The sequence below is a fragment of the Sphingomonas lacunae genome, from assembly GCF_012979535.1.
In the GTDB taxonomy this organism is placed as follows: Bacteria; Pseudomonadota; Alphaproteobacteria; order Sphingomonadales; family Sphingomonadaceae; genus Sphingopyxis; species Sphingopyxis lacunae.
In genome coordinates this window covers 2,273,767-2,295,918 of sequence record NZ_CP053015.1, presented here as the reverse complement: position 1 = coordinate 2,295,918, position 22,152 = coordinate 2,273,767, and the positions used below count along the sequence as shown (strand labels likewise).

The 22,152-nt window shown below is 61.4% G+C and carries 25 protein-coding genes, 1 tRNA gene and 1 other RNA gene; 8 read left to right on the top strand and 19 right to left on the bottom strand.

The features are described from left to right. Nucleotide 1 precedes the first annotated feature (1 nt). The 17 genes from nuoG to tkt form a co-directional block, all read right to left on the bottom strand. On the bottom strand, nt 2-2,014 hold the full coding sequence (nuoG, locus tag GV829_RS11010) for an NADH-quinone oxidoreductase subunit NuoG (protein ID WP_169946643.1): 2,013 nt from the start codon (nt 2,012-2,014) through the stop codon (nt 2-4). Further along, on the bottom strand, nt 2,007-2,738 hold the full coding sequence (locus GV829_RS11005; protein ID WP_169946641.1) for a hypothetical protein: 732 nt from the start codon (nt 2,736-2,738) through the stop codon (nt 2,007-2,009). Before GV829_RS11005 ends, nuoG begins: the two co-directional genes overlap by 8 nt. After that, nucleotides 2,735-4,030, bottom strand: a complete 1,296-nt coding sequence (gene nuoF, locus GV829_RS11000) for an NADH-quinone oxidoreductase subunit NuoF (RefSeq protein ID WP_169946639.1) — start codon at nt 4,028-4,030, stop codon at nt 2,735-2,737. The genes GV829_RS11005 and nuoF overlap by 4 nt, the downstream gene beginning before the upstream one ends. Beyond that, complete coding sequence (locus tag GV829_RS10995) at nt 4,030-4,695, bottom strand: complex I 24 kDa subunit family protein (RefSeq protein WP_169946637.1); 666 nt, start codon at nt 4,693-4,695, stop codon at nt 4,030-4,032. The genes nuoF and GV829_RS10995 overlap by 1 nt, the downstream gene beginning before the upstream one ends. Further along, a complete protein-coding gene (locus tag GV829_RS10990; RefSeq protein ID WP_169946635.1) occupies nt 4,695-5,063 on the bottom strand; it encodes a nuclear transport factor 2 family protein in 369 nt (122 codons plus the stop codon). Before GV829_RS10990 ends, GV829_RS10995 begins: the two co-directional genes overlap by 1 nt. Further along, nucleotides 5,023-5,205, bottom strand: coding sequence for a hypothetical protein (locus tag GV829_RS10985; RefSeq protein WP_169946633.1), 183 nt, complete (start codon nt 5,203-5,205; stop codon nt 5,023-5,025). Before GV829_RS10985 ends, GV829_RS10990 begins: the two co-directional genes overlap by 41 nt. Continuing rightward, nucleotides 5,202-6,452 (bottom strand): NADH-quinone oxidoreductase subunit D, encoded by a 1,251-nt coding sequence (locus tag GV829_RS10980; RefSeq protein ID WP_169946631.1) that lies wholly within the window; start codon nt 6,450-6,452, stop codon nt 5,202-5,204. Before GV829_RS10980 ends, GV829_RS10985 begins: the two co-directional genes overlap by 4 nt. 3 nt (nt 6,453-6,455) lie before the next feature. Next, nucleotides 6,456-7,238, bottom strand: coding sequence for an NADH-quinone oxidoreductase subunit C (locus tag GV829_RS10975; protein WP_169946629.1), 783 nt, complete (start codon nt 7,236-7,238; stop codon nt 6,456-6,458). Between the two features lie 2 nt (nt 7,239-7,240). Continuing rightward, nucleotides 7,241-7,759: a NuoB/complex I 20 kDa subunit family protein gene (locus GV829_RS10970; RefSeq protein WP_169948257.1), complete on the bottom strand. Its 519-nt coding sequence runs from the start codon at nt 7,757-7,759 to the stop codon at nt 7,241-7,243. Between the two features lie 38 nt (nt 7,760-7,797). Beyond that, a complete protein-coding gene (locus GV829_RS10965) occupies nt 7,798-8,172 on the bottom strand; it encodes an NADH-quinone oxidoreductase subunit A (protein ID WP_169946626.1) in 375 nt (124 codons plus the stop codon). A 170-nt stretch (nt 8,173-8,342) separates the two neighbouring features. After that, nucleotides 8,343-9,164 (bottom strand): inositol monophosphatase family protein, encoded by an 822-nt coding sequence (locus GV829_RS10960; protein WP_169946624.1) that lies wholly within the window; start codon nt 9,162-9,164, stop codon nt 8,343-8,345. A gap of 48 nt (nt 9,165-9,212) precedes the next feature. Further along, complete coding sequence (gene efp, locus GV829_RS10955) at nt 9,213-9,776, bottom strand: elongation factor P (RefSeq protein ID WP_169946622.1); 564 nt, start codon at nt 9,774-9,776, stop codon at nt 9,213-9,215. Between the two features lie 129 nt (nt 9,777-9,905). Continuing rightward, entirely contained in the window at nt 9,906-10,643 is a 738-nt protein-coding gene (gene thiE / locus GV829_RS10950) for a thiamine phosphate synthase (protein WP_169946620.1), read from the bottom strand. A 63-nt stretch (nt 10,644-10,706) separates the two neighbouring features. Further along, nucleotides 10,707-11,600 (bottom strand): fructose bisphosphate aldolase, encoded by an 894-nt coding sequence (locus GV829_RS10945; protein WP_169946618.1) that lies wholly within the window; start codon nt 11,598-11,600, stop codon nt 10,707-10,709. Between the two features lie 83 nt (nt 11,601-11,683). Beyond that, nucleotides 11,684-12,889 carry a phosphoglycerate kinase gene (locus GV829_RS10940; protein ID WP_169946616.1) on the bottom strand — a complete coding sequence of 402 codons (1,206 nt, stop codon included), beginning with the start codon at nt 12,887-12,889 and terminating at the stop codon, nt 11,684-11,686. A gap of 72 nt (nt 12,890-12,961) precedes the next feature. After that, nucleotides 12,962-13,969 (bottom strand): type I glyceraldehyde-3-phosphate dehydrogenase, encoded by a 1,008-nt coding sequence (gene gap / locus GV829_RS10935; protein WP_169946614.1) that lies wholly within the window; start codon nt 13,967-13,969, stop codon nt 12,962-12,964. A gap of 38 nt (nt 13,970-14,007) precedes the next feature. Beyond that, entirely contained in the window at nt 14,008-15,984 is a 1,977-nt protein-coding gene (gene tkt / locus GV829_RS10930; protein ID WP_169946611.1) for a transketolase, read from the bottom strand. Between the two features lie 268 nt (nt 15,985-16,252). Between tkt and GV829_RS10925 the strand changes: the two genes are divergently transcribed. From GV829_RS10925 to GV829_RS10910, 5 genes are all read left to right on the top strand, one after another. After that, nucleotides 16,253-16,489 carry a hypothetical protein gene (locus GV829_RS10925; RefSeq protein ID WP_169946609.1) on the top strand — a complete coding sequence of 79 codons (237 nt, stop codon included), beginning with the start codon at nt 16,253-16,255 and terminating at the stop codon, nt 16,487-16,489. After that, on the top strand, nt 16,482-16,802 hold the full coding sequence (locus GV829_RS10920; protein WP_169946607.1) for a cell division protein ZapA: 321 nt from the start codon (nt 16,482-16,484) through the stop codon (nt 16,800-16,802). Before GV829_RS10925 ends, GV829_RS10920 begins: the two co-directional genes overlap by 8 nt. Before the next feature lie 88 nt (nt 16,803-16,890). Continuing rightward, nucleotides 16,891-17,048: non-coding RNA, 6S RNA (ssrS, locus tag GV829_RS14455), on the top strand. 13 nt (nt 17,049-17,061) lie between these two features. Then, nucleotides 17,062-17,655: a 5-formyltetrahydrofolate cyclo-ligase gene (locus tag GV829_RS10915; protein WP_169946605.1), complete on the top strand. Its 594-nt coding sequence runs from the start codon at nt 17,062-17,064 to the stop codon at nt 17,653-17,655. Further along, nucleotides 17,652-17,897, top strand: a complete 246-nt coding sequence (locus GV829_RS10910; protein WP_169946603.1) for a DUF2842 domain-containing protein — start codon at nt 17,652-17,654, stop codon at nt 17,895-17,897. The genes GV829_RS10915 and GV829_RS10910 overlap by 4 nt, the downstream gene beginning before the upstream one ends. A 23-nt stretch (nt 17,898-17,920) precedes the next feature. Here the strand turns inward: GV829_RS10910 and GV829_RS10905 are convergent. Both GV829_RS10905 and GV829_RS10900 read right to left on the bottom strand, forming a co-directional pair. Then, nucleotides 17,921-17,997 (bottom strand) — tRNA-Asp (locus tag GV829_RS10905). Between the two features lie 43 nt (nt 17,998-18,040). Next, nucleotides 18,041-19,225: an AI-2E family transporter gene (locus GV829_RS10900; RefSeq protein WP_169946601.1), complete on the bottom strand. Its 1,185-nt coding sequence runs from the start codon at nt 19,223-19,225 to the stop codon at nt 18,041-18,043. Nucleotides 19,226-19,470: 245 nt separating this feature from the next. On the opposite strand from GV829_RS10900, the gene GV829_RS10895 reads away from it, so the two are divergent. The 3 genes from GV829_RS10895 to GV829_RS10885 all read left to right on the top strand — a co-directional run bounded on the left by GV829_RS10895 (nt 19,471) and on the right by GV829_RS10885 (nt 22,092). Next, nucleotides 19,471-20,472 carry a DUF11 domain-containing protein gene (locus GV829_RS10895; RefSeq protein ID WP_169946599.1) on the top strand — a complete coding sequence of 334 codons (1,002 nt, stop codon included), beginning with the start codon at nt 19,471-19,473 and terminating at the stop codon, nt 20,470-20,472. An 11-nt stretch (nt 20,473-20,483) separates the two neighbouring features. Further along, nucleotides 20,484-20,966 carry a DUF11 domain-containing protein gene (locus GV829_RS10890; RefSeq protein ID WP_169946597.1) on the top strand — a complete coding sequence of 161 codons (483 nt, stop codon included), beginning with the start codon at nt 20,484-20,486 and terminating at the stop codon, nt 20,964-20,966. A 70-nt stretch (nt 20,967-21,036) separates the two neighbouring features. Beyond that, the gene (locus GV829_RS10885) at nt 21,037-22,092 is read left to right on the top strand and encodes a hypothetical protein (RefSeq protein WP_169946595.1); all 1,056 of its coding nucleotides are present in this window, start codon (nt 21,037-21,039) and stop codon (nt 22,090-22,092) included. Nucleotides 22,093-22,152: the final 60 nt, after the last annotated feature.

The following is a 22,152-nucleotide window of genomic DNA, read 5'->3' as shown; positions in this document are numbered from 1 at the left end:
CTCATTCTGCGGCCTCCGCAAAGCTCTCACCATGGAGCAGTTCTGCCGAGCAACGCTGCATCGTCTCGCTCGCGCGCGCGATGGCATTGGTCAGGTAAAAGTCCTTGATCGGCGACGGGATCGGGCCCGTCGGCTTGGCGGCGAGCGACGGCACCGACCAGCCATAGTCGGCTATCACACCCTCGACGCCCAATGCGGGCACCGCAGCAACCATCGCCGCTCGCAACTGGTCATAGCTGTCAAAACCGACGCTCACGCCCAGTACATCGGCAAGGGCGCGGAAGATCGTCCAGTCTTCGCGGGCATCACCCGGAGGGAATGTGGCGCGCTCGGCCATCTGCACCCTGCCCTCGGTGTTGACGAAGGTTCCCGGCTTTTCCGGCCAAGCCGCGGCCGGCAGGATGATGTCGGCGGCATGGGCGCCCTTGTCGCCGTGATGGCCGACAAATACCTTCAGGCTCTTGTCAAACTTGGTGAAATCGACCTCGTCCGCGCCGAGGAAGAAGGTCACGCGCGGGGCAGCAGCCACAACATCGGCAATGCCGCCCTGTTGCGCATAGCCCAGCATCAGACCGCCCATGCGGCTGGCCGCCATATGCACCGCGTTGAACCCGTTCCAGCCATCCTTGACGAGGCCCAGCGTCTCCACCAGCGCCAGCGCGGCACCATGCGCGCCCGGCACACCCAGCGCGCCGCCACCCATGATCACCATCGGCCTATCAGCCTTGGCGAAGGCCTCTGTCACTGCCTTGGGCAGCTTGGCGATCAGCGCCGCATCGTCGCCCAACCATTCGGTCTTGTAGGTAAGGTCAACCTGCGGCCCGATGGCGAACACCTTCGCGCCCTTGCGCCAAACCGCCTTGCGGATGCGGGTGTTGATCAGCGGCGCTTCCCAGCGCAGGTTGGTGCCGATTAGCAGGATGACATCGGCCTCTTCGGCCCGGGAAATGGTCGTGTTGAAATTCACCGCCGACAGCGAAGAGACATCATAAGACAGCCCGGTCTGACGCCCTTCGAGCAGATCGGATCCCAGCGCCTTGACCAGCGCCTTCGCCGCAAACATCGTCTCGCAATCGACCAGATCGCCGGCAATAGCGGCGACCGAACCGTCGGGATTGGTCGCCTTGATCGCTTCGAACGCTTCGCCCCAGCTTGCAGCGACCAGCTTGCCATCCTTGCGGACCCACGGTTGGTCGAGCCGCCGGTTCATCAAGCCGTCAATATGATGGCGGGTCTTGTCGTGCGCCCACTCTTCATTCACGTCATCATTGATGCGCGGCAACACACGCAGCACCTGCCGCCCGCGGGCATCGATACGGATGTTGGTGCCAACGGCATCCATCACGTCAACGCCCGGCGTCTTGGTCAACTCCCAAGGACGCGCCTCGAACGCATAGGGCTTGGCAGTCAGCGCGCCGACCGGGCACAAATCTACGACATTGCCTGAAAGCTCGCTGTTCACCGCCTGCTCAAGATAGGAAGTGATCTGCATATTCTCACCGCGATAGAGCGCGCCGATGCTCTCCACCCCGGCGACTTCCTCTGAGAAGCGAACACAGCGGGTACAGTGGATGCAACGCGTCATCACCGTTTTGACGATGGGGCCCATATATTTTTCGGTCACCGCCCGCTTGTTCTCATCATAGCGGCTGTGGCCCTTGCCATAGGCCACCGACTGATCCTGCAGGTCGCATTCGCCGCCTTGGTCACAGATCGGGCAATCGAGCGGATGGTTTATAAGCAGAAATTCCATCACGCCTTCGCGTGCATGGCGAACCATCGGCGTATCGGTGCGGATCACCTGATTATCGGCGGCCGGCAGCGCGCAACTGGCCTGCGGCTTGGGCGGCCCCGGCGACACTTCGACAAGGCACATGCGGCAATTGCCAGCAATGGACAGACGCTCATGATAGCAGAAGCGCGGGATTTCCTTGCCCGCGGCCTCGCACGCCTGGAGCACGGTTGCTCCGGCGGGGACTTCCACTTCAATGCCGTCGACTGTGACTTTAGGCACCGGCCACCCCACTCATTCGAAACAATGCATCTGCAATATGATTGCGCACGTCGCGCACATCGACGCGATAGGCTGCGCCTTCCGGCATACAGCCGGTCATCGCTCCGGGCATTGCCCGAATAGCGTCAGCTTCAGCCGGCGCACCGACGGTTGTCGACAATAACGCAAGCGCTCCCACCGGATCAGCAGCGGCAACACACTGCGCATAGCGTGCCACAAAGCCCCTGCCCGTGCCCATCACGACCCGAACCGGCGCGACCGGGACAAGTGCCCGTATGCGGTCCCCGCGCGCGGCATCGCCATGGATCACCGCTTCGGCGAGCCCGCCGCGAAACTCACCGCTGCGGCCACTGATGAAGGGACGGTCACTGCATCCGCCAACCCGGGCAACGCTGCGCAACGCTTCGCGCTCGGCATCGGTGTCGATTGTCGTCGCCAGTGCGGTATTCACAAGCTCCGGCACGCGCGACCAAGCGCATTGGGCAAAAGCATTGATCACCTGCTGCTGCGGGACAAAGGCCCGCGCCTCACCTTCAGCCAGAGCTGAACGCGGTGCGACATCGCGTCGGTCGTCCTGCCGGCGCATCGCTTCCTGCCGATCACGAAACTCGCCCCAACGGCCCATGCTCGAAGGCGCAGTCGTACCTCCGGCACGATCAACCGTCTGAGCCGCCAAAGGCGCAGTCCCCGCAAGCAGGGTCAAGGCGAGAAGCGCAAGCTTCACTCCGCCGCCTCTATCATGCCGCCCCTGCGTTCGACAATGCGGCGCTCGATTTCGGGACGGAAGTGCTTGAGCAAGCCCTGGATCGGCCAAGCCGCTGCGTCACCCAGAGCACAGATGGTGTGGCCTTCGACCTGTTTGGTCACCTGATAGAGGGTGTCAATTTCACTGATGTCCGCGTCGCCGGTGCGCAGACGTTCCATCACCCGCCACATCCAGCCAGTGCCTTCGCGGCACGGCGTGCATTGGCCACAGCTTTCATGCTTGTAGAAGTAGGACAGGCGGCTGATCGCGCGGACGATGTCGGTCGACTTGTCCATGACGATGACGGCTGCTGTGCCGAGACCCGAGCCCACCGCCTTGAGCCCGTCAAAGTCCATCGGCGCGTCCCAGATTTGGTCGGCCGGCACCAGCGGCACCGACGATCCACCAGGGATGACCGCCAACAGATTGTCCTTGCCGCCGCGAATGCCGCCACAATGCTTCTCGATCAGTTCGCTGAACGGAATCGACATTTCTTCTTCGACCACGCACGGCTTTTCGACATGGCCGCTGATCTGGAACAGCTTGGTGCCCTTGTTCCCTTCGCGGCCAAAGCTGGAGAACCACGCCGCGCTGCGCCGCAATATCGTCGGCACAACCGCGATACTCTCGACATTGTTGACCGTCGTCGGGCAACCATAGAGCCCCGCACCAGCCGGGAACGGCGGCTTGAGGCGCGGCTGGCCCTTCTTGCCCTCGATGCTCTCGATCATCGCGGTCTCTTCACCGCAGATATAGGCACCGGCGCCACGGTGGACGAACACGTCGAAGTCATAGCCCGACTTGGCAGCATTCTTGCCGAGCAGTCCGGCATCATAGGCCTGTTGCACGGCGGCAAACAGCGTCTCGGCCTCGCGGATATATTCACCGCGGATGTAAATATAGGCCGCCCGCGCGCGCATCGCGAACCCGGCAACCAGCGCACCCTCGATCAGCTTGTGCGGATCATGGCGGATGATTTCGCGGTCCTTGCAGCTGCCAGGCTCGGATTCATCGGCGTTGATGACGAGGAAGCTTGGGCGCTCAGGCGTCGGGTTCTTCGGCATGAAGCTCCACTTGAGCCCGGTCGGGAACCCTGCCCCACCACGCCCGCGCAGGCCTGAAGCCTTGATCTCCTCGATGATCGCATCGGGGCCACGTGCCAGCAGGTCCTTGGTCTTGTCCCAGTCCCCACGCTTTTGCGCCGCCTTCAGGCCCCAGTCCTGATAGCCATAGAGGTTGGTGAAAATGCGGTCCTTGTCGGCGAGAGACATCACCATTCCCCCCGATAATCATGATTGCCGTCAACCATCGCGGTCAGCGTCGTCGGCCCGCCCAGCGGTTCGACAGTATGGCGGCCCGGCTCCTGCGTCCCCGCTTTGGGCTGCTTGCCTTCGGCAAGTGCCTCAAGGATCGCAATGGTGCGGTCGTAATCCAGGTCTTCGTAATTGTCGTCGTTGATCTGGACCATCGGCGCCGACGAGCAATTGCCCATGCACTCGACCTCTGTCAGCGTGAACAGGCCATCAGGCGTCGTCTTGCCCTTCACCAGACCCTTGTTCTTGCACGCCTGCATCACATCATCACTGCCGCGCAGCATGCACGGCGTCGTGCCGCACACCTGCACATGATAGCGGCCGACCGGAACCATATTGTACATTGTGTAGAATGTCGCGACTTCCATCGCGCGGATGAATGGCATGTCGAGCTGCGCAGCAACATATTCGATCACCGGCACCGGCAGCCAGCCTTGCGTCTGCGTCTCCGCCCCTACCTGCCGCTGGGCAAGGTCGAGCAGCGGCATGATCGCCGAACGCTGGCGCCCTGCGGGATAGCGGGCAATGATCTTTTCCGCCTGCGTGGCATTCTCCGCCGTCCAGGCGAAATTGCCCCAGCGGGCCCGCACTTCGGCTTCATCAGGAAGGGTTACGTCAGCCATCAGCGGACAAACTCCACGCGGGCGACCTTGTCACCCTCAAAACTATAGATCGACATCACTTCAAACGGCTCCGAAGCCGCCGTGCGCCACACCTTCTCGTGCAGAGCAACAAACTCGCCCAGTGCATAGCCGGTCAGGATTTCGGCGCGGTTCTCCGGAAACTCGGCGAACATGGCCTTGAGACCCGACCGAACCCCTTCCTTGCCATCGCGCACAACAGCCCCCCGATACCCCGCCTCAGCGGCATCATCGGTCATCAGCGCGACATAGGCGTCGGCGTCCTGGGCATTATAATGCGCGATCATTTGGGTCGCTATGGCGAGACGATCAGCCACGGGCGAGCCCCTTCTGCAACCAGCGTCCGACATAGACGCCGATCAGACCGGCGAAGCTGGTCGAGCCGACTTCCTTGAACGACACTTCACCATGAAACGCGAGCAGATAGGCGGCCACAGCCGAGGCAAAGCCCGCCAGCACGACCAACAGGATCAGGACCTCGCGCAGGATCACCGGTCACACTCCCCGAACACAATGTCCATCGCGCCGAGAATGGCGGTGGCGTCGGCGAGCATGTGGCCCTTGGACATGAAGTCCATCGCCTGCAAATGGCTGAATGCGGTCGGGCGGATCTTGCAGCGATACGGCTTGTTGCTGCCGTCGCTGACCAGATAGACGCCAAATTCGCCCTTCGGGCTTTCGGTAGCCACATAGACTTCGCCGGCAGGAACGTGGAAGCCTTCGGTGTAGAGCTTGAAGTGATGGATCAGCGCTTCCATCGACATCTTCATTTCGCCACGCTTCGGAGGCACCACCTTGCGATCGAGACTGGCGACCGGGCCGTTGGGCATCTCGTTCAGGCACTGCTTGATGATGCGCGCCGACTGATAGACTTCCTCAACACGGACCATGAAGCGATCATAGCAATCGCCGCGCGTGCCGACCGGAATTTCGAAGTCCATACGGTCATAGACATCATAGGGCTGCGACTTGCGCAGATCCCAGGCGATACCGGAACCCCGGATCATCGGGCCGGAAAAGCCCCATGCCAGCGCATCGGCCTTACTCACCGTCGCAATGTCGACGTTGCGCTGTTTGAAGATGCGGTTGTCGATGACGAGGCTCATCGCATCGCCAAACAGCTGCGGGAGGCGTGTTTCGCACCATTCGCCAATGTCGGTCAGCAGCTTCAGCGGCACATCTTGATGCACGCCGCCGGGGCGGAACCAGGCCGAATGCATCCGCGCACCCGATGCGCGTTCAAAGAAGTTGAGGCAATCCTCGCGCAGCTCGAACACCCACAGGTTGGGCGTCATCGCGCCGACGTCCATGACGTGCGAACCGATGTTGAGCATATGGTTGCAGATGCGGGTCAGTTCGGCGAACAGCACGCGCAGATATTGCCCGCGCAGCGGCACTTCGAGGTCGAGCAGCTTCTCGACCGCCAGCACATAGCTGTGCTCCATGCCAAGCGGCGAACAATAGTCGAGCCGGTCGAAATAGGGCAGCGCCTGCAGATAGGTTTTGTATTCGATCAGCTTTTCGGTGCCGCGATGCAACAGGCCGACGTGCGGGTCGATCCGCTCGATGATCTCGCCGTCCAACTCCATCACCATGCGCAGCACGCCGTGCGCCGCAGGGTGCTGGGGCCCAAAGTTGATCGTGTAGTTGGTGATCTCGCGGTCACCTGCCGTCTGCGCCGTATCGGGCGTCAGTTCCGCGTAACCGGTAGGAATTTCGACTTCATAGGTCTCAGCCATGGCTTAGCCCTCCGTCTTCGGCTTGCGCGGGGCGCGTGGCTTTTTGGCAGGCGACGCGGCCGCTGGCTCGGGTGATGCCTTGGCGGCGCGAGGCTTGCGGACCTTGGGCGCTTCCGCGTCGGGCTTGGAAGGGGCAGGCGGTGGCGGAGGAGGTGCCGAAGCAGCAGGCGCAGGCGGCGGAGCCTTCTCATCACCCGGCAGCACATAATGTGCGCCTTCCCAAGGACTCATGAAGTCAAAGCTGCGGAAATCCTGAGCCAGTTCAACCGGTTCATAGACGACCCGCTTTTCAGCTTCCGAATAGCGCAACTCGACATAGCCGGTCAGCGGGAAGTCTTTGCGGAATGGATGTCCGGCAAAGCCATAGTCCGTCAGGATCCGGCGCAAATCAGGATGTCCGGCGAAAACCACGCCATACATGTCGAACACTTCGCGTTCGAGCCAGCCGGCGGAGGGGTAAACAGCCGTCACAGTCGGCACCGGCGTTGCCTCATCAGTCGTAACGCGGATGCGCAGGCGGTGGTTTTTGGTCACGCTAAGCAGATGGTAGCAGACATCAAATCGCTCGGCCCGATCAGGATAGTCAACGCCGGCAATTTCCATCAACTGCTGATAGGCAAAATCATCGCGCAGCTTCGTCAGCACATCCGCCACGCTCTCGCGCACGACCGTGATGCTGACTTCACCAACCTTGTCGAAACCATCGACGAAAGCAGTTCCGATCGCCGCCTTGACCGCGTCGATCACGCCTTCGTTGCCCGTGATAAGAGGTGCCGGACTCGCCATGCTCAACGCTCCACCGTGCCGGTACGGCGGATCTTCCGCTGCAACTGCATCACGCCATAGAGCAGCGCTTCGGCGGTAGGCGGACAGCCGGGCACATAGATGTCCACAGGCACGATCCGGTCACAACCGCGAACCACGCTGTAGCTATAATGGTAATAGCCCCCGCCATTGGCGCAACTGCCCATCGAGATGACGTATTTCGGTTCAGACATCTGGTCATAAACCTTGCGCAGCGCCGGCGCCATCTTGTTACACAAGGTGCCAGCCACAATCATCACGTCCGACTGACGCGGCGAAGCGCGCGGGGCAACGCCAAAACGTTCCATGTCGTACCGCGGCATGTTCACATGGATCATCTCGACCGCACAGCATGCGAGGCCGAAGGTCATCCACCACAGCGAGCCGGTGCGCGCCCAGTTGAACAGGTCTTCGGTCGAAGTGACAAGGAACCCCTTGTCATCCACCTCAGCCGAAAGGTCGGCAAAGAATTTGGGGTCCGGCCCTGTGCCTGCTGCGGGCATTTGGGCACCTTCGGGAAGGATGATGTTCGGCACGTTGCTCATTCCCAATCCAGAGCCCCCTTCTTCCACGCATAGACGAGGCCCAGCGCGAGTTCGCCGAGGAAGATCATCATTGTAAACCAGCCGGTCCAGCCGATTTCCTCAAGGCTGACAGCCCAAGGGAACAGGAAAGCAGCTTCCAGGTCAAAGATGATGAAGAGGATGGCGACGAGGTAGAACCGCACGTCAAACTGGCCGCGACTGTCTTCAAATGCAGGAAAGCCGCACTCATATTCGCTCAGCTTCTCTACATCGGGCTTGTGCGCCCCGGTCAGGCGCGCAACCCCCATCGGAAGAAACACGAACAGCGACGACAATCCGACTGCGACAAACAGGAACAGCAGGATCGGCACATATTGGGACAGATCGACCACGTGGGAGCTCGCTCGGCTGTTGGGGAGTCGCGGATGCCACCCCCGATTTGGCGCGCTTCTAGGCCAGCAGCGGTGCCATCGCAAGGCTGTCAGACCGGCTTTTTGCGCTGCATTGCCACATATTCGTCAGCGCTGGCGCAATCCACCAATGCCGTAACGTCATCTATGCATCACACGTTGCGTAGTGCGCTCGCCACCAATTTGTGCAGCTTGGAATGCAACGCATCATTGGCAGCCAGAAACTCGCTGCGCTCCATTGCCCGCTCGCCGCCGCGGAAATCGGTGACAAAGCCTCCGGCTTCCTTGACCAGCAACATGCCGGCAGCAACATCCCACGGCTTGAGGTTGGATTCCCAATAGCCATCGTACCGCCCGGCGGCGACCCAGGCGAGGTCGAGGCTGGCGGAGCCAAAGCGCCGAATGCCAGCCACTTCGGGCGCGACCGCTCCGAAGATCCGGGTCCATTGCGGCATGTCGCCATGACCGAAAAAGGGAACGCCGGTCGCGATCAGCGCATCGGCGAGGTCCCGCCGCGCCGATACACGCAGCCTTTGGTCGTGGCGCCAGGCTCCGCGCCCGCGCTCGGCCCAATAGCTTTCGTCAGTCACCGGCTGATAGACGAGACCCGCGACAATATCGCCCCAGCTGCCGTCCGGGCGCGGCTCCTGGACCGCGATCGAGATGGCAAAATGCGGAATGCCGTGCAGAAAGTTGCTGGTGCCATCAAGCGGGTCGATAACCCAGCGCGGCTTGCCCGGCTGCCCATCGATCGAGCCGCCCTCTTCCATCAGGAAGCCCCAGTCGGGCCTGGCCTTGAGCAACTCGTCATACAGCGTCCGCTCGGCTTGTTGATCGGCCCGACTGACGAAATCCGCCGGCCCCTTGCGGCTGACCTGCAGATGCTCCACCTCGCCGAAGTCGCGGCGCAGCTTGTTACCGGCCTTGCGCGCGGCGCGTTCCATGACAGTGATGACGCCGGATTGAGCGGCCATATGCATTACTCCCCCCTCCCCGGCGGGGAGGGGTCATTCTTCCCAGGATCAGTCGGCGCGCTTCACATATTCGCGGTCATAGACGTTGACCACGATACGCGTGCCGCTGGTGATGTGCGGCGGCACCATCACGCGCACGCCATTGTCAAGGATCGCCGGTTTGAAGCTCGACGAGGCCGTCTGGCCCTTCACCACGGCATCGGCTTCGACAATGGTCGCCTCGATGGTTTCGGGCAGTTCAACCGAGATCGGGCGCTCTTCCCAAAGCTCAAGGATCACATCCATGCCATCCTGCAGGAAGTCGGCCGCATCGCCGAGCAGGTCGCGCTCGAGGTTAATCTGCTCATAGCTGTCCTTGTCCATGAACACGAGGCTCTCGCCCTCGGCATAAAGGAACTGGAAATCCTTGGTATCCAGACGGACCTTTTCGACCGTGTCGGCGCTGCGGAAGCGGACGTTGGTCTTGCGACCGTCGATCAGGTTCTTCATCTCGACCTGCATGAACGCGCCGCCCTTGCCGGGCTGGGTGTGCTGGATCTTGGCAACCTTCCAGATGCCGCCTTCATATTCCAGGATATTGCCGGGACGAATGTCCACGCCGCTGATCTTCATGGGTCACACCCCTTCGCGCGTTCAACAGGGAAAAAGAGCCGGGCACGCATCGGCGCGCCAGAGGCCGGGCGATTAGCGGTGGATGGCCGCAAATGCAAGCGAGTCAAACGTCTCGCCAGCCAGTCCGGGTCACTCGCGGGAATGGCGTCGGGCAGCATCAGGCCCAGTCATCCCCGCATGCAGCGCGCGCACGCCCGCGCCGGGTCCTTGCGGATGCTGCCACACTGCGCTCGAAACAGCGATGAAATCGGCGCCGGCAGCAACCACCGGCGCACAATTGCCGGCGTCGATCCCGCCAATCGCCACGCACGGAACATCAGACACGGTTGTCCACCAGGCTGGCAGGGCGACATCGGCCCGATGCTCGGTTGCCTTGGTCGTCGTCTCGAAAAAGGCGCCAAAGGCCACATAATCCGCGCCAGCCTCGGCGGCTTCCATCGCCAGATGCCGGCTGGCGTGACAGGTCACGCCAATTTGCGCGTCAGGGCCAAGCACACGCCGCGCTTCGGCAGGATCGCCATCGCCCTGCCCAAGATGGACACCATCGGCGCCGATCCGTTTTGCCAGACTCATGTCATCATTGACGATGAACGCCACGTCCCGCTCGCGACAGAGGGCAAGCAGCGGTTCGGCCAACCGGGCGGCCTCATGCTGGTCAATACCTTTGACGCGGAACTGGAACGCAGCGACTGGCCCGGCGTCCAGCGCTTCTGCCAGCCGGGCAGGAAAATCACCGCCCGTCTCGAGTGGCGAAATCAGATACAGCTGACAGGCGGGACGCGGCTGGTCGCCAAAGCGCTCGGCAAAACCCGGGTCCAGTTCCAGCGCTTCGGCTGGGTCAGCGTCGAAAATATCCTTGATGCTCATGCTGCACGCCCTAACCCACCCGCCATCACAGTCAAAGCAGTAATGGCGGGAGGATTGAGGCGATCAAGCCTTGACCGTCGAACCCTTGTGGATTTCGTCAATGGCGCCGCGCAACGAGGCGTTGAACTCGTCATCGCTCATCTGGTGGCGCAGGTCTTCGAGCAGGGCGCGGCTGAAGCTGGCGATGATGCCGCGGTTCTTTGACAGTTCGACGCAGGCTTCGGGACGCTTGTAGCCGCCCGAGAGTGCGACGACGCGCAGCACCTTGGGATGGTCGACCAGCGGATCGAATGTCCCCGGCACAACCGGAAGCGAGAGCTTGAGCATCACCTGCTGACCCTCGGGCACGCTGTCAAGATTCTTGAGGATTTCCTCAAGCAGGATAGTGTCACACTCGGCGCGGGTCTCACTCTTGATGTTCACCTCTGGCTCGATCATCGGCATCATGCCATGGGCGAGCACCTGCGCGCCAACCTCAAACTGCTGCTTGACGACGGCGGCGATGCCCTCGCGGTTGGCCGAATTGATCACCGAGCGCTCCTTGGTCCCATAGACGCCGAGAGCCTTCGCCTTGGTCAGCAGCGCATCAAGTTCGGGCATCGGCTTCATCAGTTGGACGCCGTTCACCTCATCCTCGAGGCCCTTGTCGATCTTGATGAACGGCACAACGCCGCGCTCAATCAGCGCCGCCGGGGTCGGCTTGCCATCAACATGGCCATCCATCGTCCGTTCGAACAGGATGGCGCCAATCACCTTGCCGCTTGCAAAGGCTGGCGAACTGATGATGCGGCTGCGCATGTCGTGGATCAGCGCGAACATTTCCTCATCGCCATTATAGGCGTCTTCCTCGATCCCATAGCCCTTGAGAGCCTTGGGCGTCGATCCGCCGCTCTGGTCGAGGGCTGCAATGAAGCCGTTACCTTCGGCCATCTTGGCGGTCATCTGGTCTGTGTTCATGGGTCGTCAGTCCTCTTGCATTCGTATGCGTAAAATGGCCTCGCAGGGGCGTTACGAGAAGGCTCCTGCGGAATGGTTAAATCTCAGTCGGCAGCGCTGAGCAGCGCAGCAACACCCGGCAGTTCACGCCCTTCCATCCACTCCAGGAAGGCACCCCCTGCCGTCGACACAAAGGTGAAATCATCAGCAGCGCCAGCATGATTCAATGCTGCCACCGTGTCGCCTCCGCCAGCCACCGACACCAGTGAGCCTTCGCGGGTAAGCGCAGCGGCCGTTCGCGCCAACGCAACCGTTGCCGTGTCGAACGGCGGCGTTTCAAACGCACCTAGGGGACCATTCCACACCAGCGTCCGACAGGTCTTGAGCACATCGGCCAGCGCCTCGACCGCTGCCGGGCCGACGTCGAGGATCATCTCGTCAGCTGCGACTTCATGGACATTGACCGTGCGGGTCGGCGGATTGGCAGCGAATTCCTTTGCCACCACCACATCATAAGGGAGGTGGATGGTGCAACCCGCCTTGTCGGCCGCATCAAAGATCGCATTGGCCGTCTCGACCAGATCATGTTCGCACAGCGACTTGCCGACACTAACTCCGCGCGCAGCCAGGAACGTATTGGCCATACCGCCACCGATGATCAGATGGTCGACCTTGCCGGTCAGATGCTTGAGCACATCAATTTTGGACGACACCTTTGCCCCGCCGACCACCGCAGCAACCGGATGGGCAGGATTGCCAAGCGCGGCATCAAGCGCCTTCAGTTCGGCTTCCATCGACCGGCCGGCATAGGCCGGCAACGCATGGGCCAGCCCCTCGGTCGAGGCATGGGCGCGGTGCGCCGCTGAAAAGGCGTCGTTGACATACAGGTCGCCGAGCTTCGCCATCTGCTCGACCAGCGCCGGATCATTCTTTTCTTCGCCCTCGTGGAAGCGGGTGTTTTCCAGCACCGTGACCGATCCGTTGGCGAGCTTGCCGACTTCGACAGCGATCAACTGGCCGGCGCAGCCATCAAGGAAGCCGACCGGACGGCCGAGCACGTCGGACAGTTCATCGACCACCTGACGAAGCGACATTTCGGCGACCGGCTTGCCCTTGGGGCGACCGAAATGCGCCAGCACCAGCACCTTGGCACCCTTGGCGGCCAGTTGGTTGAGCGTCGGCGCCGCCGCTTCGAGCCGGGTCGCATCGGTCACCTTGCCATCCGCCATCGGCACATTCAGGTCAACGCGCACCAGCACGCGCTGGCCGGTGATGTCTCCCATGTCGTCAATCGTGCGGAATGCGGTCATCTGGCAATTGTCCCTGTCTGTCCTGTCGCTCACCACGAAAAAGGGGCAGGAATGACCCTGCCCCCTTGCTCATCAGAGCAGCTTGCCCATCGCGCCGGCCGTATCGACCATGCGGTTGGAAAAGCCCCATTCATTGTCATACCAACTCAGCACGCGCACCAGCTTGCCGTCGATGACCGCCGTTTCCAGGCTGTCGATGGTCGAGCTGTTCGGGCAGTGGTTATAATCGATCGACACCAGCGGCTCGTCCGAATAGCCGAGCACGCCCTTCAGAGGGCCTTCTGCGGCGGCCTTGAGCAGGGCGTTGACCTCTTCCTTGGTCGTGTCGCGCTTCGGCTGGAAGGTCAGGTCGACAACCGAGACGTTCGGGGTCGGCACCCGGATCGCCGAACCGTCGAGCTTGCCCTTCAGTTCGGGCAGCACTTCGCCGACGGCACGGGCTGCACCTGTGGTGGTCGGGATCATCGACATGGCGGCGGCACGGGCGCGGCGCGGATCTTCATGGATCTGGTCGAGGATCTTCTGGTCGTTTGTATAGGCATGCACCGTCGTCATCAGGCCGCGCTCGATACCGATGGCATCGTTCAGCACCTTGGCGAACGGCGCGAGGCAGTTGGTCGTGCAGCTGGCGTTCGACACAATGGTATGGCTGGCTTCCAGCTTGTCATGGTTGACCCCGAAAACAACGGTCAAATCGACATTCTTGCCCGGTGCTGAAATCAGCACCTTCTTGGCACCCGCGGCAAGATGCTTTTCGCATGACGCGCGATCAGTAAAGAAACCAGTGCATTCCAACACAATGTCGATGCCCTGCGCGCCATGCGGCAGGTTGGCCGGGTCGCGCTCTGCGGTCACATGAATGCGCTTGCCGTTGATCACCAGGTCATTGCCATCAACCTCAACCGTGCCACCGAGCGGTCCATGGACGCTGTCCCGCTGAAACAGCATGGCGTTGGCTGTGGCCGAGGCAAGATCATTGATCGACACCAATTCAATGTCATGATCGGTGCGTTCCAGAATGGCGCGGGCAACATTGCGGCCGATGCGACCGAAACCGTTAATGGCAACCTTGATAGCCATGAATTCCTCCAATGTATCTGGGCTCAAGCCCCAAATGGTCAGGCCAGGGCGGCCTCGATCTGTGGTACAATCTTCTCGGCGGTCAGGCCGAAATAGTCATAAAGCGCCGCAATCGGAGCTGACGCACCAAAGCGGTCAATGCCGATTGCAAGGCCATTGCGGCCAATATGTTTCTGCCATCCTAACGTCGTGCCCGCTTCGATTGAAACAATCAGGGCATTCTCTGGCAACAGGTCGGAACGATAGGCCTCGGACTGGGCATCGAACAATTCCCAACAGGGCATTGAAACGACATCGGCACCTATGCCCCTGCTTTCCAGCACCGCTGCGGTTTTGGCCGCAATCTCGACTTCAGACCCTGTGGCAACGAGCACAACCTTGCGCTGTGCGCTGGCGGCGACCAGGCGATAGGCACCCTTGGCCGATCGATTGTCCGAAGCGGATGCATCTGTGCGGAGCAAAGGCAAATTCTGGCGGGTCAATGCCAGCACCGACGGGGTTTCAGGGGTTGCAAGCGCCAGCGCCCAGCATTCGGCCGTCTCAACTGCGTCGGCAGGTCGATAAACGTTGAGGTTGGGGATCATGCGCAACGACATGACATGTTCGATGGGTTGGTGGGTCGGGCCGTCCTCGCCCAGGCCGATGCTGTCGTGCGTCAGCACATAAATGACCTGGGCGCGTTGCAGTGCCGACATGCGGATGGCGTTCCTGCAATAGTCGGAAAAGACAAGGAAGGTCCCGCCATAGGGCACCACACCGCCATGCAGCGCCATGCCATTCATCGCCGCCGCCATGCCGAATTCGCGAATGCCATAATAGACATAGCGCCCGGCATAATCATCGGGCGAAAAGGCCGTTGTCGCCTTGGTCTTGGTGTTGTTCGATCCGGTCAAATCAGCCGAACCGCCGATCATCTGCGGTATGGCCTCGGTCAACGGGCCCAACGCCATCTCGGATGATTTGCGCGTGGCAATCGCCTTGGGATCGGCAACCAGAGCCGCAATGTGCGCTTCGAGCGCCGGACCAGCCTGGGGGCCAACCGGAGCAAATTGCTTCAGGAAGGAGTCCTTGCGCGCCGTATCGGCATCGAGGCGCGCCTCCCACGCAGCCTGCTCGTCGGCGCGTGCTTTGCCCACCTCACGCCAAGCGGCGGCAATGTCCTGCGGAATGACGAACGGCGCCGCATCCCAACCCAATTCCTTGCGCGCTGCCTCGATCTCGGCAGCACCCAGGGGAGCGCCATGCACATTGTGACCACCCTGCTTGTTCGGCGCGCCAAAGCCGATGATCGTCCGACAGGCGATCAACGACGGCCGCGAGTCGGCCAGGGCAGCGTGGATTGCGCGGCGAATATCCGCCGGATCATGCCCGTCGCAGCTTTCCACATGCCAGCCCGTCGCGGCATAGCGCGCCTTTATGTCTTCGCTGGTCGACAGGTCGGTGTCGCCGTCAATAGTGATGCGATTGTCATCCCAAAGTACGGTCAGCCTGCCCAGCTTGTGCAGCCCGGCCAGACCGATCGCCTCATGGTTGATACCTTCCATCAGGCAACCGTCGCCAGCGATCACCCAGGTGCGATGGTCGACCAGATCATCACCGTGAACGGCATTGAGGTGGCGTTCGGCCATCGCCATGCCAACCGCCATCGCCAGACCCTGTCCCAGCGGACCGGTGGTGCATTCAACACCCGGCAGCTCAAAATTCTCGGGATGTCCGGCACATGGGCTGTGAAGTTGACGGAAGTTGCGAATATCCTCAATCGTAGGATTGCTATATCCGCTGAGGTGCAACAGCGCATAAATCAGCATTGAGCCATGGCCGGCCGAGAGAACGAAGCGATCCCTGTCAATCCATGTCGGGTCAGCCGGATTATGCTTTAAGAAATCACGATAAAGCACGGTCGCAACGTCGGCCATGCCCATTGGCATCCCTGGGTGCCCACTGTTGGCCGCCTCGACCGCATCCATGGCCAGCGCCCTGATGGCATTGGCAAGCTGTCGATCATCGGTCTGCATCCGGGTTCTCCCAGTGCGCCGGAACGGGCGATCCCGAAGGGATCGCGAGATGGACGAAAGAGCCTGATGCTCGATGATTCGGCGCGACGCTCCTTTGCGGTGCCTGTCGCCAACCGTCAACCGCACCCATCCCGATTTCGCCCACACAGGCAATGAATTCGCTCCGCCATCCCATGGCATCCGCCAATGTCGCGGCCTCATTGCCAAGCGATCGTTGCGGTAGCGCAGGGTTTGCGCAATCCGCGCTCATCCGGTAAGAAAGAGCTTGATGAATGACGGCTCCTTCCTTGATGCGCGGACACGGCTCGAAACCGCACTGAGCCGGCTTGAGCAGCAGTTCGCTTTACTGGATGCCCGCCTGCAGGCTCACCTCGCCGCCCCGCCCCCCGCGGACGCCAACCTGTTGGCGCGACACGATGCTCTCAAGGCTGATGTCGCTTCAGTCATTGCCGAGCTGGATGAGATGCTGGGCAGCCCGGCGGAAATGAACCTTCACCATGGCTGATATTGAACTAAGCATTGCCGGAACGCGCTATACGCTCGCTTGCGCCGACGGAGAAGAAGACCGCTTGAGGGCACTCGGCGCCATTGTTGCCGAACAGGTGGAAACTGCCCGCGCCATCGGTCCCGGCATGTCTGAAACACGCGCGCTTTTGTTCGCCGCCCTCTTCCTCGCTGATAAGCTTGATAGTGCAATCAACGCCAATTCCTCCGAAGGCGCGAAGGCCGATGAAATCGTGTCAGCCATTGACGCGACCACGCAACGGTTGGATCAAATGGCGCAAAAGGTGGCGCAACTTGCTGCCAGGCTCGATTGAACTTGGCCTGCGCGCCAATGTCGCCAGCGGCATCCCTCTCCCTTCCCCCCTTGAGTCATGCCTGCCAAAGGCCTATCTCCCTCAGCGACGGGTACTGCCTGGTGCGCGCTTTCGCGAATATCCCTGAGGCGATAAATACATCCATGGGGGCTGTCCCTGCCCGGGCCCTGGCCCGACGTATATGGTCCCCACCTGACGTTACTGGCGTCAGAGGACATTCCAGCAAACGGCCAAGGCGGTCCCGTCACCCGGCAGGCAGATGAACCAATTGACCGACAAGCAGGCCATCCGCCAGATCATACGTCAACGTCGGCGTGACTTTTTCGGGGCGCGTGCCGGCAAGCAATGGTCCCTGCCGGAGGACCGCTTCGGCCAAATGCTCGATCGCGGCACCATCCTGGCCAGCTATTTCCCCCACGGCAGCGAGGCTGACCCCGAACCGGTCGTCCGAATGGCACTCGGCGCACTCGCGACCATTGCCTATCCCCGGGTCGATGCCGATGGATTGATGCGATTCTACACCTTCGGCCCCAGCCGCAGCCTATGCCGTGACACGGCGAACATGCTGGCTCCCGGCAAGGATGCTTGGCTGTCCAGACCCGATGTAATCCTGCTGCCATTGGTCGCATTTGACCGCACCGGTACCCGGCTCGGTCAGGGCGGCGGACATTATGACCGGGCCATCGCTGCACTTGGGCAACTGCCAGCCCCTGAACACACTGCTATCGCTCGACCGCCAATTGTCCGCATCGGCATTGCCTGGAGCGTTCAGGAACACCCTCCTCTCCCCCGTGATCCCTGGGACATCCCGCTCGATCACATCATCACCGAACAGGAATGGATCACGCCATGAGCGACAATCCCTATCACACACCGACACCCAGCTGGCGCAAGCCAGTCGGCATGGCGCTGATCCTGTTGTTCATCGGCGTATATGCTTGGGGCGTCATCACCATCATCGAACAGCTTGGCGACCTGCCGTCCTGGTTGCTGGTGGTTATCTATGCACTGGCAGGCGTGGCATGGATCGCCCCGCTCAAACCGCTTCTGATGTGGATGGAGACGGGGCGGTTGCGCCACTTTCCCGATGAATGATCAACGCTGCTGATCAGGGAAAGTGGCGCGAGTGACGGGGCTCGAACCCGCGACCTCCGGCGTGACAGGCCGGCACTCTAACCAACTGAGCTACACCCGCGTTCGTCTTGGAGCCGCGCCAATATTGAGTCGGTCCGGGCAAGTCAACCGCCCTCTGTGGTTCCGGCAAATTTTTCCTGCCTTGCATCACCTGTCGCAGACGCGCCCGGTTCCGGGCGAACCGGCGGGCTGGTAACAATTGCCTCGCCGGCAGATGACAATATTGTCTGGATAATGATCAGCAATGGCACCGCAAGGAACGCCCCCGGCGCACCCCATACCCACCCCCAATAGCTCAATGACAGCAGGATCAGCAGTGGATTGATGGTCAGACGCCGACCCAGGACCATCGGCGTTATGATATTTGCTTCAACGGTATGCAGGCCGATCTGGATAAACGCTGGCATCAATGCCAGAGCCACTGAGTCAAATGTCATCAATCCGCCCATCGCCAATAGGGCGGCTGCGATGATCGGACCGACATAGGGAACAAAATTGCACAGTGCGACAATCCCGCCCCACATGAAGGGCGATGGCATGCCCAGCGCCCACAGCAAGAGCGCGACAGCCAGGCCCAGCCCAACGTTTATAAGGACAATAGTCGTCAAATAGGCTGATGTGGCATCGACAACATTCTGGATAATCCGCGCCGTGTGGAGCGCACTGTCAAAGCTGCCGCGGCTCCGGATGGCCTGTCGCCGCAACCGGGTCCATCCGGACAGGAAAAAGAAGATGAGCAACACGGCAAAGAAGGTTTGAATCGCCGCCGATGGCGCCGATGATGTCAGATAGTCCATGAGCGACCCTGGCGTCTCGACCGCTACGGCCTGTGCCTGGGCAGCTGTATTTGTTGCGAATGATTGCAAGGCATCATCGACAAACCTCTGAAGATTAGCGTAAAAATCAATAAGAGGTGACAGGTTTTCCCTAATTCTGGGCAGGCTTTCAGGCAACTGGATGAACCAGCCGCTGGCCGGGAGAATGATCAACGCCAGAGCTCCGTTGATCAGCAGAATGAACGTGAGCACACAGAGCAGTGCGGCGACAGCGGACGGCAGCCCCCGCCTTTCCAGCCACTCCAGCGCGGGGACCAGGGCGATGGCAATGACCAGCGCGGCCACCAGCGGCAGAAAAAACTCCGCACCGGCTTTCAGGGCAAAAGGTGTCCCCAAAAGCAGCGCCACTGCAGACAGATACACAAGGATGCGCAGAGGGTCACCGCCAAGGATGCTTGGCCGATCTTGGATCGATGGCTCGGCCCTTGAATCAGTATCGAAACTGTCCGTCATGACGCAGCTATGCCATCACTTTGGTGCCTCGTCACCACTGCTGAGCCGATGCCTTACAGACAGTTGACTGACCACCTCTCCCTTGCTGCGCGTCGTGACGGCATGACGTCAACTTGACGCATTTTGGGGCAGTTAGACCATCAGAACGCCGGAAACACAGCAAATTTCTTACCCGGTTTAACCATTCCTTTGTCATTGCACCGATAAAGAACGGGCCATCGCAACGGCAAGGACCAGACACGCCGATGACACCGAACGCTTTTGTGCGCCCCGAGCGCACCCTTTCCACATTCGCCATCCTGTGCGCAGGCGTTGCTGCTTTCGCGGTTCCGCAGACGGCCATGGCATCCGGCACCCGTGCCGGCACGGTCATCAACAACACCGCACAGGCCAGCTACGACAGTGGTGGCTCCACCGTCACGGTTGATTCGAACACGCACAGTATGACTGTGGCGGAATTGATCAACACGACCGTGGTCTGGGATGACAGCGCGGATGTCGGCACGACACCCGGCGCTACCACGCAGATCCTGACTTTCCAGGTCACCAACACCGGCAATGGCGAAGAAACCTTCAGCCTGGCGGCTAATGGCGGCATTGGCGGGGACAATTATGATCCCGCGGTCAACCTGATCGTCATCGATGACGGTGACGGCGTTTATGAACCGTCGCAGGATCTGGTCTACACTGGCGCGGCCCAGAATCCGACACTGGACCCTGACGAGAGCATCACCGTCTTCATCATTTCGACAACCCCGGCCGGAGTCGCTGATGGCGCGCGCGGCGGTGTCAAGTTGACTGCCGCCTCAACAACCGGAACCGGTGCTCCCGGCACGACCATTGCTGGCGCTGGTGAAGGCGGCAGTGATGCTGTCCTTGGCACTTCAGGCGGCGACAGCGATGACGACGGCTTCTATCTCGTCTCTTCGGCGACTGTTTCCCTGCTGAAGTCGGCCACTGTCCTTGATCCGTTTGGCGGCAATGATGCCGTTCCTGGCGCGACCATCACCTACAGCATTGTGGCAACGACGACCGGATCGGGCAGCCTGCCCAATCTGGTGATCAACGACTCGGTCCCGACCGGCACCACCTATGTGGCCGGATCGATCCGCCTGGGCGGAACCACATTGACCGACGCCACTGGCGATGATGCCGGCCGGTTCAGCTCCAACGCGATCTCGGTCGCGCTCGGCACGGTTCCGGGCGGCGAAACCCGCACCGTGAGCTTCCAGGTCACGATCAACTGAGGAACATCATCATGATCCGCAAGTTTATCCCCTTCTTCGCAGCCATCGCAGCGCTCGGCGCTGTTCCGGCCGCGGCCCAGGCTACCGCCAACGCCGTTGCCATCAACAGCGATGTGCTGGTGGAACGTACCGTCACCGATCCATCGGGCCGGTCCCAGACCACGCTCGAAGAACCGGCCACGGTTGTGCCCGGCGACCGGCTCGTTTTCGTTCTGCGTTACCGGAACAACGGTGCGCAACCGGCGACCGACTTTGTCGTGACCAACCCCCTGCCCGCTGCTGTCGCCTTTGACAGCACGAGCGATGCCTTTGCGACCGTTTCGGTCGACGGCGGCGCCACCTGGGGGCCCCTTGCTTCACTCACTGTGACCGAAGCTGACGGCACCAGCCGTCCAGCCCGGGCAGATGAAGTGACTCATGTCCGCTGGGCCTTCACCCAGCCAATTCCGGCCGGAGAGGCTGGGCGACTGATGTTCCGCGGCGTCGTCAAATAATTCCTGAAGCGGAGCGCCTGCCGTCGGCGTGTTTCTCGGGCGGCTTGTTAAACACCAAAGGAGAACAGCAGTGACCAGCAAGCTGTATCGTCTTGGTTCTTGCAGTGCGCTCGCGCTCGTGATTGCAGGGGTTTCGGCTCCTGCCCTCGCAGCGGGCACCACCGCAGGCACCTCGATCTTGAATACCGCTACCGTCGATTACCAGGTCGGTGGCGTTGCACAACCGCAGCAGTCGGCCAGCGACACCTTCGTCGTTGACCGTCGCATCAGCCTTACTGTCGCCGAAGACGGCAGCTCGACCACCGTCGTGGTGCCGGGCCAGACCAACGCCGTGACCAGCTTCCTGCTGACCAACACGTCGAACGCCGTGCTCGACTTTGCCCTGACAGCGACGCAAACGGTGGGCGGGACCGCAGCACATGGCGGAACCGACACCTTCAACCTGTCGACAATGACCATTTACCGGGACGTCGACAATTCCGGTACCTTCAATGCCGGTGACACGGTTGTCACCTATATTGACGAGCTTGCCGCTGACGCCACCGTGCGCCTGTTCGTGGTCGGCAACGTACCCTCAGGTCTCGCCACCGGCGCGATCGCCAACGTCCGCCTGACCGCCACCGGTCGTGAAGGCGGTGCGGCCGGAACCCAGGGCGCCGCCCTGACCCAGTCGGCCACCCAGACCAACACGGTCATGGACACGGTCTTTGGCGACACCGCCGGTGTGGCCGACGGCAACCGTGACGCTGCGCATTCGGACGAAGACGACTTCACCGTCTCGACCGCCACGCTCACGGTTACCAAGACCTCGACCGTTGTCAGCGACCCGGTCAACGGCACCACTGCACCCCGGCTTATCCCCGGCGCCGTGGTCCAATATTGCATCGCGGTCCAGAACGCAGCGGGTGGTGCTTCGGCTTCGTCGGTGCTGATCAGCGACGTTCTGCCGGCGAACCTGACGTTCAGCGCCGGTTCCATCCGACTTGACGGCACACTGACCGGATCCACCTGCAACGCCGACGGCACCGCAGGCGGCACCTTCACTGGTGGTACAGTGTCGGGAACGCTCAGCACCATTGCCCCGGGTACCGGCCGCACGCTGGTTTTCCGCGCTACCGTCAACTGACGATACAAAGGTTGGAGGGCCTGCCTGTCCCCGGACGGGCGGGCCCTCCTCCCATACCAA